The following is a 14,809-nucleotide window of genomic DNA, read 5'->3' on the forward strand; positions in this document are numbered from 1 at the left end:
CTTTGGCTCAAAAAGCCATGGATCCACAGATAACATTCGATGAAAGCCTAGAAAAATCATTAGAATATTTAGAAGAAGTATACAAAGATGAAGTATATTATAATGATTTAAAAATAGTTCTTTCTGTTGCGATTAAAGATGCAAGGAACTTACCCACATTCAAACCGCTTGGTAAAGAAGGCGTTTCAGTAAAGGAATATACAAAGAGATACGCTGATAAGTATATAAAAGCTTATAATAATAGGACTTCTGTAAGAAAAGCTAATCCTTCTGGAACATTTCCTGATCCAATTCAAGAAATAGTTTTGAAAAATACATTTCAAAATTCAACCGATGAAGAGATTGATAAAATTGTGTACGGCCACTCTTTTTTAATGTCGGTTGAAAATGTAATTGGAGACTTGTTGGAAGAATATCTATGTGAAAAACTGAAACCACTAGGATGGTTTTGTTGTTGGGGAAGCAGTATTGATGCAGTCGATTTTTGCAAAGCTACAGGAGAATTGTTGCAAGTTAAAAATAGTGATAATTCAGAAAATAGTTCTTCTTCAAGAGTTAGAAATGGAACTGAGATTGAAAAATGGTATAGAAGATTTTCAAAAAAAGAAAATACCTTTAATTGGGATGCCTTGAAAACTAAAACCGGAGCAAAAGATATTAGTGAAGAAGGATTCAGAGAGTTTGTGGTCAAGACTTTAAAAGATAATCCTGAATTAGTGCATGTAAAAAAATAATTTTATTGCCAGGTATTGTAAACTCTATCCATTATTAGAATAAGATATAACCTTAAATGGAACAACAGAAAAGCACTTTACTTAGAGTGCTTTTTTATTTATAGTTTCTGCTCTAAGCATATTATCAAAAAAACTCAATAATAGTTTGAAATCATCTTATTTTCTTATGGTAAACTTAGACAAAATAGATGAAAGCTTCATTGTCCAGTCTATTTTATATAAGTATGAATGATTATATTTGCGGAACTTCAGAAAATAATGGTTTACATTGTTTTTTCAGACATTGATTATACCAATTGAAACCAGCAATATCTAAATTATGTTTATCAATAAACTAAGTACAATTCTTTCTAAGGCTATCTTTTGTTTTAAGATCAGTCCTTCTTTCTCTCAAGCTTTGGCATTTATAAAAAATTCTAAAAAATATAGTTCAGAGTTTAAAAAGAATAATTTTTTTGGAAAAGAAAATAAAGAGGTTATCGCATATAATCTTGTCTTATCAGAAAGAAATATTCCCATTCATATCAGAACATACTCAGGTGATATTGATATATTTTATGAAATTTTCTGGAGAAGAACCTATCAGATTCCAAAAGAACTTTTTACATCAGGTCACAGTATTATAGTAGATCTGGGAGCGAATGTAGGATTTACATCTGTATTTTTTGCCCTACAGTATCCTCATGCCAAAATATATGCTCTGGAAGCTGAAAGAGAGAACTATACAATATTGGAGAAAAACATCTCTTTCTCCAAGAATATCATTGCTGAACATGCTGCTATTGATACTAAAGACGGAACTGTATTTCTTTCTTCCCCTGATTTATCCTATAATTTTAGAATTTCAGATACAGCTGCAGAGAAGGGAAGTCCGGTAAAATCCTATAGTATGATCACTTATATGAATATGCTGGGAATAGCTCATATTGATTTATTAAAAATAGATATTGAAGGGTTGGAACAGTTCCTTTTAAAGGAGAATAATGAGTGGCTTAGAAAAGTAGACCATATCATTATAGAGCTGCATGATCCCTATACAATAGATCAGTTAAAAGAGGATTTGTTACCTTTTGGTTTTAAAGTACTATCTCCTGGTTCTGTTGATGGGCTGAAAATGATTTTTGCCACAAAAAAGTAATCAATAAATACTCTTTTTTGCTGGTATTGATTGTGATTAAATATAAACATAGATTCTAGTTTTAATAAGGTACACTTTCTAGAAATAACAAAATATTTAATGGTTTTTAACTTTAAAACTTCAGAAAATATTATGTTAAACATATGTTTAAAAAAAGCGTAAAGAATAATTAAAACTCAGTTAACAGCCTTCTTCTCCAGATCCCGTTGCTTTGCAGAAAAAAGTAATGATGGAAAATAATAATCATCTTAACAGAAGAAGATTCCTAAAAAATTCACTGTTGGCTGCCGGAGGACTTCTTATTGCTCCTCTGATTATAAGCTGTAGTGATGATGATTTTACTGACAATGGAAAAGCTCCTGATGATCTTAAAAATGCAGGTTTTGATACTGGAGTAGCCAGTTTTGATCCTACAGCAACGGGAGTTATTATATGGACAAGATATTCCGGAGGAACAAATGCAGAAATTACATGGGAAATAAGTAAAAACAGCAATTTCTCTGAGATTTTAAGAAGAGGAAATGCTAATGCATCAGCAACCAATGACTTTACTGTAGCGGTAGATGTACAGAATATTCCGTCCAATACCAAATATTACTACAGATTCTATAACCTTAAAACGAAAGAATCCAGTGTAATAGGTGAGACCATTACATTACCCTCTAAAACAGATTCTGTAAATGATGTGAAAATGGCGGTGGTATCATGTTCCAATTTTCCTGCAGGGCTTTTCAATGTATATGGAGCGGTTGCCAAATCTGAAGCTGATGTAGTAGTACATCTTGGAGATTATATCTATGAATATGCACCGGGGCAATATGGAACCAATCCATACACGAATCAACTTGGAAGAGCTCATAAGCCAGCTAAAGAAATCCTGAATCTGGACGACTACAGAGAAAGATACAGACAATACAGAGGTGATAAAAACCTTCAGTTAGCCCACCAGAAAAAGCCTTTTATCTGCGTATGGGATGACCATGAATTTGCCAACGATACCTACAAATCCGGAGCAGAGAACCATCAGCCGGATGAAGGAGACTTTGAATTGAGAAAAAAAGCTGCATTTCAGGCATACAGCGAATATGTTCCTCTTAAAACAGGAAAAGATCTCAGAATCTACAGAAGCTTCAACTTCGGAAATATTGTTTCCCTTTATATGATGGATACCAGAGTGATAGCAAGAGATAAACAGTTGGAGTATTCGGATTATTTAGATGCTGCTGGAAACTTTGATCAGGTGAAATTTAAAACTGCATTTTTAGATCCCAACAGAAAATTGATTGGAAGTGAACAAATGACTTGGTTAGGTTCTCAAATCAATGCAGATACCGCAAAATGGAAAGTATTGGGACAGCAGATTCTGATGACCAAAATGATGGTGCCTGCAGAATTATTGATGCTTCTCAATCAGATTTTAGCAGAAATAAAAAAGCTTGGAAGTGCACAACCAGCTACGATGCAGGCTTTACAAAATACAATTGGGCAGCTGATCGTTATCAAAGAAAGATATAAAAAGCAAGATCCGGCACTTACACCGCAGGAAATAGCAAGAATAACGACCACTTTACCTTATAATCTTGATGCCTGGGACGGATATTTCATGGAAAGAGAACAATTATATTCCCTCCTTGCCGGTAAAAATATTGTTGTATTAGCAGGTGATACACACAATGCTTGGTTAGGAAAATTAACCAATGCACAAGGAAAGTTCATTGGAACCGAATTGGCTTGCAGCTCCGTTTCCTCACCAGGTCTTGAAGGCTATCTTGGGATCACTTCAGATCCTACCCAGGCGATTGCATTGGCTCAAGCTTTTTCAGCACTGATTGATGATTTGGATTATGCCAACCTTTATAAAAGAGGATATCTGCATGTGAAATTTACAGCCGGAAGTTCAGACGCAGAATGGAGGTTTGTAGACAATGTAATTTCCGATGTTTATAATGTGACAACAGAAAAAAAATATACAATCTCATAGTTTTAAAGAACATATCTTATTTTCAATTTTGTACAGAGCTTCAGGGAACAACTGGAGCTTTTTTTATTCTCATTTTTTCCGTATATTAAACAGATGCAAGAGAATTTTACAAAACAATTTTTACCATTAGTTTCCAAACCTAGCCGGATAATGACATGGCTGATAAATATTTCCGGAGGAGCATTGTTGCTGGCGATGTTTATAGTACTTGCTGTGCTTCCCTTTTTAATATCAGACAGTGTGAAGATACTTGTGCTCATTGCTATATTATATTATCCTGTTTGGGCTGTTGCGATGTATCGGATTTTCCGTTATATGAGAAAGAATATGGCTGTAGCTATCAGGAAAATAATAGTAGATGATAAAGGAATTCATTTTTATAAAAAAGATGGAAGCATAGATGATGTGCTTTACAGTCAGTTGGGGCCATCTTATCTTTCAGATGATTATGAAGTGTATATATCGAAAGAACGCAAAACATGGATACTCACTGTAGGAATAGACCATAATGAAACTCAAATAATGTTTGATGGAACACACCTTGGAAGTATGTATTACATTAAAAATTCAAGAGCGCTGCGAGCCCGATTTATCGAAGGAATTGCCCGCTTCAGACCCGATTTGAGAATAGATCCTGTTGTATTTGAAGAATTCAGTATTCATCCCGAAAAATTTACCTTTGACAGGAATAGGTATCTTAAGCACATAGGCGAAGCAGCTGTTATATTAGGTATTATATTATTAATCAGTTTCGGATTGATGTTCCTGGTTGTAAAAAAATAGGAAAACAAACTGTAAAATGTATCCGTTTTCCTGCTTTCATCAAAATAAATCACAAAGTCATGTCACAAGGAAAAATCAACATTAAGAATTATCCTGTTAGCGAACATCAATTTCCTTAATGTGTTTAATCTACACTTCTTTTTCTGTTCGAATTGAAAACCAGATAAAAAAACAAATCATATTTCTCAAAAAATATATAAATTAGATTCACACAATTAATTGAAAAACAAATGGTGGAGAATTTTATATATTATCTCGGACTGGTTCTTGTCATTATTGGAGCCATTATGCTGGCGAATCGTTTAAGAGTTGCTTATCCCATTATATTGGTGATTGCTGGTCTCCTTATCAGTTTTATTCCCGGGTTACCACCCATTAAAATTGACCCTGAACTTATTTTTATCATTTTCCTGCCACCATTATTATACGAAGCCGCTTTTGCTGTTTCATGGAAGGAAATTTGGAAGATGAGGCGGATCATTACCAGCTTTGCTTTTATTGTTGTATTTCTTACCGCGATATCAGTCGCTTTTGTAGCCAATTCATATATTCCCGGGTTTTCATTAGCGTTAGGTTTTGTATTGGGAGGAATTGTTTCTCCACCAGATGCAGTGAGTGCAGGTGCTATTTTGAAATTTGTAAAAGTTCCTAAAAATTTGTCTACTGTTTTAGAAGGTGAAAGCTTGTTCAACGATGCTTCCTCACTTATCATTTTTAGATTTGCTATGGTAGCCGTAGCAACCGGACAGTTTATCTGGCAGGATGCAGTGGTAAGCTTTGGATGGATGGTATTCGGAGGATTGGGAATCGGCCTTGTGTTGGCATTTATCTTTCTTAAAATTGAAAAAATATTTCCAACCGATGTTAATATGGATGCTATCCTTAGCTTGGTAGCACCTTATGTAATGTACATTGCTGCTGAAGAAGTTCATTCTTCTGGAGTATTGGCGGTGGTGAGTGGCGGATTGTTTCTCTCCATCCGAAGACATGAAATTTTCAGAACTTCAGAATCACGGCTTAAAGGTTCCAATGTATGGGAAAGTTTCGTATTCCTGATTAACGGAATTGTGTTTCTATTGATCGGCTTAGACTTACCGGAAATTATGGTAGGGCTGAATAAAGAAGGAATAGCTCTTTCAGATGCAATCATGTATGGATTACTGATTACAGCAGTCCTGATTATCGTACGTTTTCTATCCTCTTTTGGGGCTGTTTTTGTGACAATGATTATGAGAAATTTTATTAATGTTGCCGATAGAGATCCGGGAATGAAAGCTCCTATACTGATGAGCTGGACGGGGATGCGTGGTGTGGTTTCATTAGCCGCAGCCCTATCAATCCCTGTAGTGATGGAAAACGGGCAGCCTTTTCCTCATCGTGATCTTATTCTTTTCATTACTTTTATTGTAATTTTGGCAACCCTTATTATTCAGGGACTTACATTACCCGCTTTGATCAAGAAACTTCACTTGTCTGATACCGGAGGAGAATATATGTCTGAAGACGAATCAGAACATTTTTTAAGAAGAGGAATGCGCCGTATTGCCCTCAATTATCTTCATGAAAACTATAAAGAAAGACGAAGTGAAAATGAATATTTCAATAAATTGATGGATCGATGGGAGCAGGAAGACAAAGAAAATTCAGTGCATAAGATGTCTGATGAGGCTAAAGAAATTTATTTTGAAACACTGGAACAACAACGCATCTGGCTTCGCGAAGAAAACAGACGCAATCCAAATATCGACGAAGAATATATAAGACATTATCTAACCAGGCTGGATCTTGAAGAAGAAAGGCTCAGAATGTAAAAAAATAAAGCAATGAATTTAGTAAAACAACTCGGGCAGTTTCCTGATGAAAAAAGAAAAGAATACTTCAGTACACTTCCCAATTATGCTAATGGGAGATTTCAAAATATATTGATTACACCAGCTTTATTAGAGGGTGAAAGTATGACCAAAGCCCTTCTTAACAGTTTGTGTAAAGTAGAAAATACTTCACCAAAATCAGCACTTCCTTTTGTTATCACAGATCTAAAAAATCTTTCACCGGAAGAAAATGTTCTGGTATGGTTTGGGCACAGCTCCTATTTTATACAAATTGATGGCAAAAAGTTCCTAATAGACCCTGTTTTTAGTGGAAATGCTTCGCCAATGCCCGGATCTATAAAAGCATTTCAAGGCGCAGACTATTATAAACCCGAACATATACCGGATATAGACTTTCTTTTGATTTCCCACGATCACTGGGATCATCTGGATTATAAAACGGTACAGGAATTAAAAGATCGAGTAGGAAAAGTAATTTGTGGATTGGGAACAGGGCAGCACTTTGAATACTGGGGTTGGGAATCTGAAAAAATCATTGAAAAAAACTGGTGGGAAAGTATTGATATTGCGGATGGTTTTAGAATTACATTGACTCCGGCAAGACATTTTTCCGGAAGGCTGCTGAACAGAAATATTTCTCTTTGGACTTCCTTCGTCCTGAAGACCCCAACTAAAAATCTATTTTTGGGCGGTGATAGCGGCTATGGAAACCATTTTGCCGAAATTGGAAATAAATATGGGCCATTTGATCTTGCCATAATGGAATGCGGACAATACAACGAAAAATGGCCGTACATTCACACATTGCCGGATCAGCTTATTGGAGAAATACAAGAATTAAAAGCGAAAAATTTTATCCCCGTCCATCATTCAAAATTCAAGCTTGCACAGCATCCGTGGTTTGAACCAATAGAATTAGCCGCTAAAAATGCAGAAGACAATAATCAGCCGATTACTTTACCCATTATAGGGGAAAAAGTAGATCTCAATCAATTAGAAAATGTAACCTGGAAAAAATGGTGGGAAGAATACTGGTAGAATAAAATACATATACTTAGCGAAGAAAATTAAAACCTGCCCATCACTGAGCAGGTTTTCCTTATTATCAAAAAAATAATCACTATTGAGGTTCCTTGTGAGAATCCTTCGTGTGAATAATATCATAGAATACAGATGGATTAGTAGCATCAGGGGTAATTCTGTAGGTAAATGTCGTTTCATTCAGAACAAGAATATCTACAACGCGTGTGAATGTTGGAGTTGTAAGGGTTCTTGTTTTTCCGTCTGGAGAAATAGACCATGTCCCTTCTGATCTCAATAAATCATTCAATCCGAAGATTTTAAAAGTTCCATTAGCTTTGAAGTAAGAATATCCTACATACCCGGCTACACTTGAATTATCTAAAGCAACATCGGCTCCGCTTTTATCTTTAGCACCTGTAGTTTTCCATGGAGTAGAAGCCAGTGTAAGCTGTCCGTTTTTAGGCTCTGCATGAGCAGTTCTTGTATGGATAATATCATAATAAACAGATAGATCAGCCGCATTAGGACAGATTCTGTATGTGAATTCATTTTTGTTTAAAACAAGAATTTCAACATCACGAGTAAAAATCGTTGTTCCATCCGGATTTAAAGCAGCAATTGTTCTCGTCTTTCCCTGAGCATCTACAGACCATGTTCCTCTTGATCTTAATACATCAGTTAAACTGTAAATAGCAAAGTTCCCATCTGCTTTAAAGTAAGCAAATCCTACATAACCAGCTACGCTGGCATCCGTTAATGCTACATTAGCACCGTTTTTATCTTTAGCTCCCGTAGTTTCCCATGGAGTAGAAGATAGAACCTGCGAGGGAGTCTGTTGCTCAATAATAATTTCGTTATCATCGCTGGAGCATGAAACGAAAGGAGCAGATAAAAGTATCGCTGCAGACAAATAACATAGTTTTTTCAGTGTATTCATAAGGGTATTTTTAAGTATTTGCAAACTTATCCCTATTGCGGGTTAAAACTGTTGTATGAAATATCTCTTTTGTTGTAAAAAATATAACCGATCTTGTAATAAGTTAACTAATATCATATTACCAGCCTGTCACCAAAAGATTTCTTGCTGCTTTTACACTGCATTTCTGGTATTTTGAATAGGCCAATGCCGCTCTGCTTCTGATTTGTTCACCCGACTCATTGTTGAGATAACCTGTTAAAGCATCATGCAGAATATAAGCTTCGGGAGCCATCAAATGACTTGACCAAACTAAAGGATTAGATTTGGTTTCCAGTAATAATGGTGCGAAAAATCGTTTGCTGTAACAGGCCAGAATAATACAATCTCTTGTCTGATTATCCGTATTTTTAAAAGATTCAGACAGTTGGAAATCCATCAATCCGTCATGTCCCACATAAGACACAAGTTTAGCATTTCCGTAAAGTCCAATTTTGGTATTATTCACTGAAAGTACATCTTTCATTTGTCCTGAATTGCTGTAGAAAAAATCTTTTGTACAGTTTTTGATATATTGCCCATCATAAGCATCAGCAACCAGATAATAATTTTTCTTTGAGGTATGTTGAAAAATAAGCCTTTCCATTCTTATTGAATCCTTTTTTTCAGATTTTAAAAGCTTCCAGTCCTTGCTCTTTTTAAAGTAAGTCCGAACTCCATAAGCCGCTCCCCAATATAAGTTTTGATCAGGATCCTGCCCATTTCCTATTTTTTCGGGAACAGGAACAATGCCTTGGTATTTATTATCACATAAAGCAACAAGTACATGAAGTGTTTTAGTGTCTTTATCAAAATTATCGATATTCTTCAAGGTTTCCTGACCTTTGCCAAGACCTGCAAGGTTAATAATTTTTTCTTTCGTTTTATTTTCACAGCTTAGCAGACAAAGAGTGAAGCATAGTAATACAAACAAAAACGGGTTATTTATTTTCATGGCTTTGTGCATTTTCTATAAAAGTACAACAAACTGCTTTATGAAAAAACTATTCTTTCACAGATCATAAAGATGCAGATGGTAAAGCTTCTCACAGATCACACAGATGGCTACAAATATGAAAATCAAAAATTTTCAAAAACTTTTGTGGTTAATTATCTTTTAGCTTTTCCTTTGATATTAGTGTTTAAAGTTTCTGTATTTAGAAGATCGTTGTAAAGAATCTTATCTCTAAAAGTTCTATTTTTGAGTATGAATAACAGAAACCGCGGAAAAAATACAGGCGATGATGCATTGTTCGGTTCAGAAAAACAGATCAGTAAACTGAAACTGGCTGTTCAGGATATGCAGTATTTACTCACAAGAGGGTATGCAGAAAAAGCGGCATCTGATCTTATTGGAAACAGATACCGATTGAAAACACGACAGATACAAGTCTTGCGTGGGGCATCGGCATCAGAAGGGCAAATTCATGACAGAAAGAAGAAACAGCTGAAAATTTCGGATCTGAAAAATAAAACTGTTTACCTTGATGGCTTCAATGTATTAATCCTGTTGGAAAGTTTATTGTCAGAAGCCTATATTTTTGAAGGGGTTGATGGCTGCTTTCGAGATCTCTCCGGTGTTCATGGGACGTATAAGAGAGTTAACCAGACTCAGAGAGCCATAGAGCTTGTGAGTGCATTTTTTCAAAAGAGCCAGGTTCAGAAATTAGTATGGATTTTTGACCGGCCGGTTTCCAATAGCGGAAGAATTAAGCAGATTGTTGTTGATGTTGCGATGGAAAATCAACTTAACTGGGAGGCAGAATTAGAATTTAGTCCGGATAAGTTTTTGGCAGAAAGCTCTGCAATAATTATTTCTTCAGATGCCTGGATTCTGGATCATTGTAAAGAATGGTTTAATCTTATAAGTTATCTTATCGAAGAAGAAAACCTGTCTGTTAATCTGATACAATGTTACGATGAATAAGTTTGATGAGTATATTCCATGGATTTCAGCTGATTGGAAGGGAAAATATCAGGCTGTTTTAACAGAAGACCATCTAAAGGCTCTGTCGGAGAATATTCAAAAATTTCAGGATAACATTCTGGAGTATAACCTTCCGTATTTTAATGAAGAAGTCAAGATTAACAGAAAAAAGATCTTTAATCAGTTTATCAACATTTTCAATACTAATGAAACAGATGAGGTGAAAGCAGCGCAGTTGGAAAGTATTCCATTTGAAAATTGGCTGATTATTTTAGGGCAAAGACTGACTTCTGCAAGCATTCGTGATGAAAGGGCAGTTCCACCCCTAAACTCAATGTTGATTAAAGCCTGCCAAGAACCTTTTAACGACGATATTACCATTGGCCAACGTGCCTGGGAAAAACATACAGGAAGAATGGAAGATAACTTCTGGGGCGAAGTCAAAGGAAATAATCAGCAGAAACAGGAGAAAGTAATGATGAAAGTTCAATATATCTTAGACAACAGAACCTGGTGGAATGTTTTCTTTCATTATAAGCATGAACTGGTCTTTGAAGTCAGAGAAAAAGAAGGCCACGGAATCCGTTGGAGCCATGGAGGAAAAAAACTGATAGGATTTCTTGAAAAATTTATCAATGAATAAAATAAAAGTTGGAAGTTGGAAGAAGGAGGCTGGAAGTTACTTTTTGCTCCGAAACTTTTTATAATTTTTTAAGGAATGATAAAAGAAATAGAATTCATCCTATGACATTGATAACTTCCTTCTTCCAACTCCTAGCTTCCAGCCTATTTAACTAATATTTTCCCACTGCGTAAAAAGATTGCGTACATTATGATTAATTTTGTCCTCATATTTCGGATGTAATCTGACCAAAAAATAAAAACTATGATTATGAAATATATTTTACTTTCAGCGTTTGCATTGGCATTGTTCTCCTGTAAAGGAAAAGAAAACGGAAAGCCTGGTGAAAAGAAAGATTCATTAACTGCTGTAAAAGCTGCTCCCAATACAGAATCACAAAAAGACTTTGACATTCTGAAAGTATTACTGGATGAAGAAATAGGCAATGAGAAACCTAAAGAAATAGATTATAAAAATTATACGGTCTCTTTTCGTAATGATGAAGATCCATATACAGTGACTTTCCATACAATAGCTTCTGATGATTTTAATAATGACGGAATCACAGATTATATCATAGAAAGAAACTCCGAAGGAATGCTGGGCGGAAATGCCAATACCAATTCCGAGATTTTATATATCATTATGGGAAAAGACCATAAAATAAGCCAAAGGCATGAAATACAGGAATCTGCTCCTTTTTCATACAACGTTCTGGACGGAATTTCCTATGAAGGCGGAAAACTAAAAGCTACAGCACAACAGAACTACCGTTCTTACGATAAGCCGATAGACAGTCTGGAATCTACAGAACTTTCTTTTATTTATAAAGATGGAAATGTCTTCGAAGAATCTTATCTCACCAGTTGTTCTCTGGCGAAATGGAAAGATAAAAAGATCTTTAATCCAAGTTCTGAACATCACAGAAGTATAGACCGACATAATTATACCGAAACGATAGAAGAAAAGTATGCATCAAATGATTTTGAAGCCTCAGCAGAATTGTCAGGATGTGATAATTTGGTGATAATTTTTGAAGGAACTTATAAAACCGCAGATACAAGCCAGAAATCTATTGGAGAGAAAGGCAAACAGTTTCTGAGTTTTTTAGCTAAAAATACAAATGGATACCTTCAGAAGGATCTTTCCGTTATTCAGAATTATTACCTGACTCATAAAATTTCAGAAGATGAAGCTAAAGCAGAAAATCTGTCCTTCTATATTTTCACTAATAAAGATAAAGGAAAACTCAACTTCAGACTTGTCATGACAAAAGAATCTAATCCAAAAGAAAACGAAAACTGGGAAATTGTAACCCGGGCAAAATAGAATTAAAAGGCTGGAAGCTAGGAGCTGGAAGAAGGAAGTTAAGGATGTCATTAAACGATTATTACGTTCTTTATTATATTTTTCAAGAACTTTTATACTGATGATAAGTAGTGATATGACTGAAAGTAACTTCCATCTTCGTTCTTCCATCTTCCAGCCTATAAACAATAACACAAAAAATTAAAACAAATGAATACATACATTGATATTGGCATTAACCTGACCAATAAACAGTTCTACAATGAACAAGAAGAAATTATTAATCGCGCATTAGATAATGGCGTAGATTATATGATCCTTACCGGAACAAGCGTTCGTGGAAGCAAAGAATCAGCAGAAATAGCAGAAGATTATCCTGATGTTTTATTTTCAACAGCAGGAATTCATCCGCATGATGCAAAATCTTTTAATCATGAAAGCATTAACGAGCTGAGAAAGCTATTAAAACAGGATCACGTCATTTCAGTAGGCGAATGTGGATTGGATTTTGATCGCGATTTTTCTCCAAGACCCGTTCAGGAAAAATGCTATAAAGCTCAGTTAGAATTATCAATAGAAGTTGATAAACCACTTTTCCTTCACGAGAGGTCAGCATTTAAAAAATTTAATGAAATTACAGATGATTATCTTTCCCGATTACCGGAAGCGGTGGTTCACTGTTTTACCGGAACATTAAATGAAGCAAAAGTATATCTGGACAAAGGATTTTATTTAGGCTTTACCGGAGCTATCAGCGATGAAAAAAGATTTAAACAGTTAGAAGAAGTGATCCGATATGTTCCGCTGGACAGAATGATGATTGAGACTGATGCTCCATTCATGCTTCCGAAGAATATGCCGAGGGTGCAGAACAGACGAAATGAACCGTCATTCCTCCCTTATGTGGCCCAGACGATTGCCCATCTGAAGAAGATCAGCATTTCAGAAGTTGCAGATGAAACGACAGAAACTGCCAAGAAGTTTTTCAGACTATAAAAAAGAGCTCTACTGATACAGTAAAGCTCTTTTTTTATTGTTGAAAGGTTAATCCTTTTATCTTTTCTTATAAACTCTTGATGGCAGACTCTAAAGCCAATTCCATCATAGGTTTCAATGCTGTTTCTCTTTCGTCAGCAGAGATTTTCTCATGAGTTGGTATAATATCAGTTACTGTAAGAATAGTAGCTGCATTTTTACCTAAGTGCTGAGCATTAGCAAACAATCCGAAAGCTTCCATTTCTACTGCAGGACAGTTGTATCTTGTAGCAATTTCAGGAGTATTAGGATCTTTTCTGTAGAAAATATCACTACTGTGGATATTGATCGCTTTAGCATCTATTGATAATTCTTTAGACGTTTCATTGATCGTATTGAAGATATTTCCTTGGTGAGGAAGAATATCACCTTCAATTCCCCATGCATATTTAGCATATGTACTTTCGCTGGCTGCATTTTCAATATTTAAAATATCAAAAAGTTTAAGATCCGTATTGTAAGCACCACAAGTTCCGATTCTGATGATGGTATCTACTTCATACTCTGTAAATAACTCAAAAGAATAGATCCCGATACTTGGGAATCCCATTCCACTAGCTCCTACAGTGATTTCTTTACCTTTATAAAGACCTGTATAATAAAAGATACCTCTTGTTTTGCTTACCAGTTTTGCATTTTCTAAATAATTTTCAGCAATATACTGTGCACGAAGCGGATCCCCCGGCTGCAATACTACTTTAGCAATTTCTCCTTTTTTTGCACTGATGTGAATACTCATAATTTAATTTTGAATGGCACAAAGATAATAACTTTTATATTGACCTCATCATTGTGAGAAGTGAAATGATGAAGCCATTTTATAAGAATATCACAGGTAAATAATTGTATATAAATGTTTTGTTGATGTCTTTTAAACCAGAGTTTTAAGATCTTTGCTTTTGTCCGTCTTTTTGCAATAAAAATAAAAACAGGTAAATACAGAACAAAGATAGAATAACCGAGAGCGGATATACCTCAGTGCTGGCAGCTACTTTTGCAATATTCAATATTCTTAAAATTAAAAAATGAAAATAGAGCATATTGCAGTCTGGGTAAAAGACCTTGAAAGATCCAGAGCATTTTACGAGAAGTATTTTGGAGCAGTTTCCAATGAAAAGTATATTAATCCAATCAAAAATTTTGAATCCTATTTCCTCAGTTTTGAAAATGGCAGCCGACTTGAAATCATGACCAAGCCAGATCTTAGAGAAAGTAGTAACTCTTACGAATTCCAACAATTTGGGATCATCCATATTGCATTTTCAGTAGAAAATAAAGAAAAAGTAAATGAGCTTACAGAGACTTTAAGAAAAGACGGCTATACCATTGCAGGTGAACCCCGAACAACAGGAGATGGATATTATGAAAGTGTAATCCTCGATCCAGAAAACAACATCATTGAAATTGTTGCTTAAACTGTCATTGCGAGGAGCGCTAGCGACGAAGCAATCTCTTTCTCTTGAAGAGATTT

Annotated in this window: 14 protein-coding genes; 11 read left to right on the plus strand and 3 right to left on the minus strand. The window is 35.2% G+C overall.

Features of this window, described 5'->3' with window-relative positions:
• The first annotated feature begins 17 nt into the window (after positions 1–17).
• The 6 genes from GTR01_RS16610 (at position 18) to GTR01_RS16635 (ending at position 7,506) form a co-directional block, all read left to right on the plus strand.
• Positions 18–734 (plus strand): SinI family restriction endonuclease, encoded by a 717-nt coding sequence (locus GTR01_RS16610; RefSeq protein ID WP_160138914.1) that lies wholly within the window; start codon positions 18–20, stop codon positions 732–734.
• A gap of 319 nt (positions 735–1,053) precedes the next feature.
• On the plus strand, positions 1,054–1,872 hold the full coding sequence (locus GTR01_RS16615; RefSeq protein WP_160138915.1) for an FkbM family methyltransferase: 819 nt from the start codon (positions 1,054–1,056) through the stop codon (positions 1,870–1,872).
• Positions 1,873–2,101: 229 nt separating this feature from the next.
• Positions 2,102–3,853, plus strand: a complete 1,752-nt coding sequence (locus tag GTR01_RS16620) for an alkaline phosphatase D family protein (RefSeq protein WP_185155142.1) — start codon at positions 2,102–2,104, stop codon at positions 3,851–3,853.
• A gap of 93 nt (positions 3,854–3,946) precedes the next feature.
• Positions 3,947–4,636, plus strand: coding sequence for a hypothetical protein (locus tag GTR01_RS16625; RefSeq protein ID WP_160138917.1), 690 nt, complete (start codon positions 3,947–3,949; stop codon positions 4,634–4,636).
• Between the two features lie 230 nt (positions 4,637–4,866).
• Positions 4,867–6,447 carry a Na+/H+ antiporter gene (locus GTR01_RS16630; RefSeq protein WP_160138918.1) on the plus strand — a complete coding sequence of 527 codons (1,581 nt, stop codon included), beginning with the start codon at positions 4,867–4,869 and terminating at the stop codon, positions 6,445–6,447.
• A 12-nt stretch (positions 6,448–6,459) separates the two neighbouring features.
• Entirely contained in the window at positions 6,460–7,506 is a 1,047-nt protein-coding gene (locus GTR01_RS16635; protein ID WP_160138919.1) for an MBL fold metallo-hydrolase, read from the plus strand.
• Between the two features lie 82 nt (positions 7,507–7,588).
• Here GTR01_RS16635 and GTR01_RS16640 read toward each other — a convergent pair whose 3' ends face one another.
• Both GTR01_RS16640 and GTR01_RS16645 read right to left on the minus strand, forming a co-directional pair.
• Entirely contained in the window at positions 7,589–8,428 is an 840-nt protein-coding gene (locus GTR01_RS16640; protein WP_160138920.1) for a DUF4822 domain-containing protein, read from the minus strand.
• Between the two features lie 118 nt (positions 8,429–8,546).
• A complete protein-coding gene (locus GTR01_RS16645) occupies positions 8,547–9,401 on the minus strand; it encodes a hypothetical protein (protein WP_228452263.1) in 855 nt (284 codons plus the stop codon).
• A gap of 252 nt (positions 9,402–9,653) precedes the next feature.
• Between GTR01_RS16645 and GTR01_RS16650 the strand changes: the two genes are divergently transcribed.
• From GTR01_RS16650 to GTR01_RS16665, 4 genes are all read left to right on the plus strand, one after another.
• The gene (locus tag GTR01_RS16650; RefSeq protein ID WP_160138921.1) at positions 9,654–10,373 is read left to right on the plus strand and encodes a DUF434 domain-containing protein; all 720 of its coding nucleotides are present in this window, start codon (positions 9,654–9,656) and stop codon (positions 10,371–10,373) included.
• Positions 10,366–11,016, plus strand: coding sequence for a hypothetical protein (locus tag GTR01_RS16655; protein ID WP_160138922.1), 651 nt, complete (start codon positions 10,366–10,368; stop codon positions 11,014–11,016). Before GTR01_RS16650 ends, GTR01_RS16655 begins: the two co-directional genes overlap by 8 nt.
• Positions 11,017–11,265: 249 nt before the next feature.
• Positions 11,266–12,324 (plus strand): hypothetical protein, encoded by a 1,059-nt coding sequence (locus tag GTR01_RS16660; protein WP_160138923.1) that lies wholly within the window; start codon positions 11,266–11,268, stop codon positions 12,322–12,324.
• A 189-nt stretch (positions 12,325–12,513) separates the two neighbouring features.
• Complete coding sequence (locus GTR01_RS16665; protein WP_160138924.1) at positions 12,514–13,299, plus strand: TatD family hydrolase; 786 nt, start codon at positions 12,514–12,516, stop codon at positions 13,297–13,299.
• A gap of 67 nt (positions 13,300–13,366) precedes the next feature.
• On the opposite strand, the gene deoD is transcribed toward GTR01_RS16665, so the two are convergent.
• Positions 13,367–14,077: a purine-nucleoside phosphorylase gene (gene deoD / locus GTR01_RS16670; protein ID WP_123908932.1), complete on the minus strand. Its 711-nt coding sequence runs from the start codon at positions 14,075–14,077 to the stop codon at positions 13,367–13,369.
• A 286-nt stretch (positions 14,078–14,363) separates the two neighbouring features.
• On the opposite strand from deoD, the gene GTR01_RS16675 reads away from it, so the two are divergent.
• Positions 14,364–14,753, plus strand: coding sequence for a VOC family protein (locus tag GTR01_RS16675; RefSeq protein WP_160138925.1), 390 nt, complete (start codon positions 14,364–14,366; stop codon positions 14,751–14,753).
• Positions 14,754–14,809: the final 56 nt, after the last annotated feature.

The organism is Chryseobacterium sp. c4a (assembly GCF_009900745.1).
Lineage (GTDB): Bacteria > Bacteroidota > Bacteroidia > Flavobacteriales > Weeksellaceae > Chryseobacterium.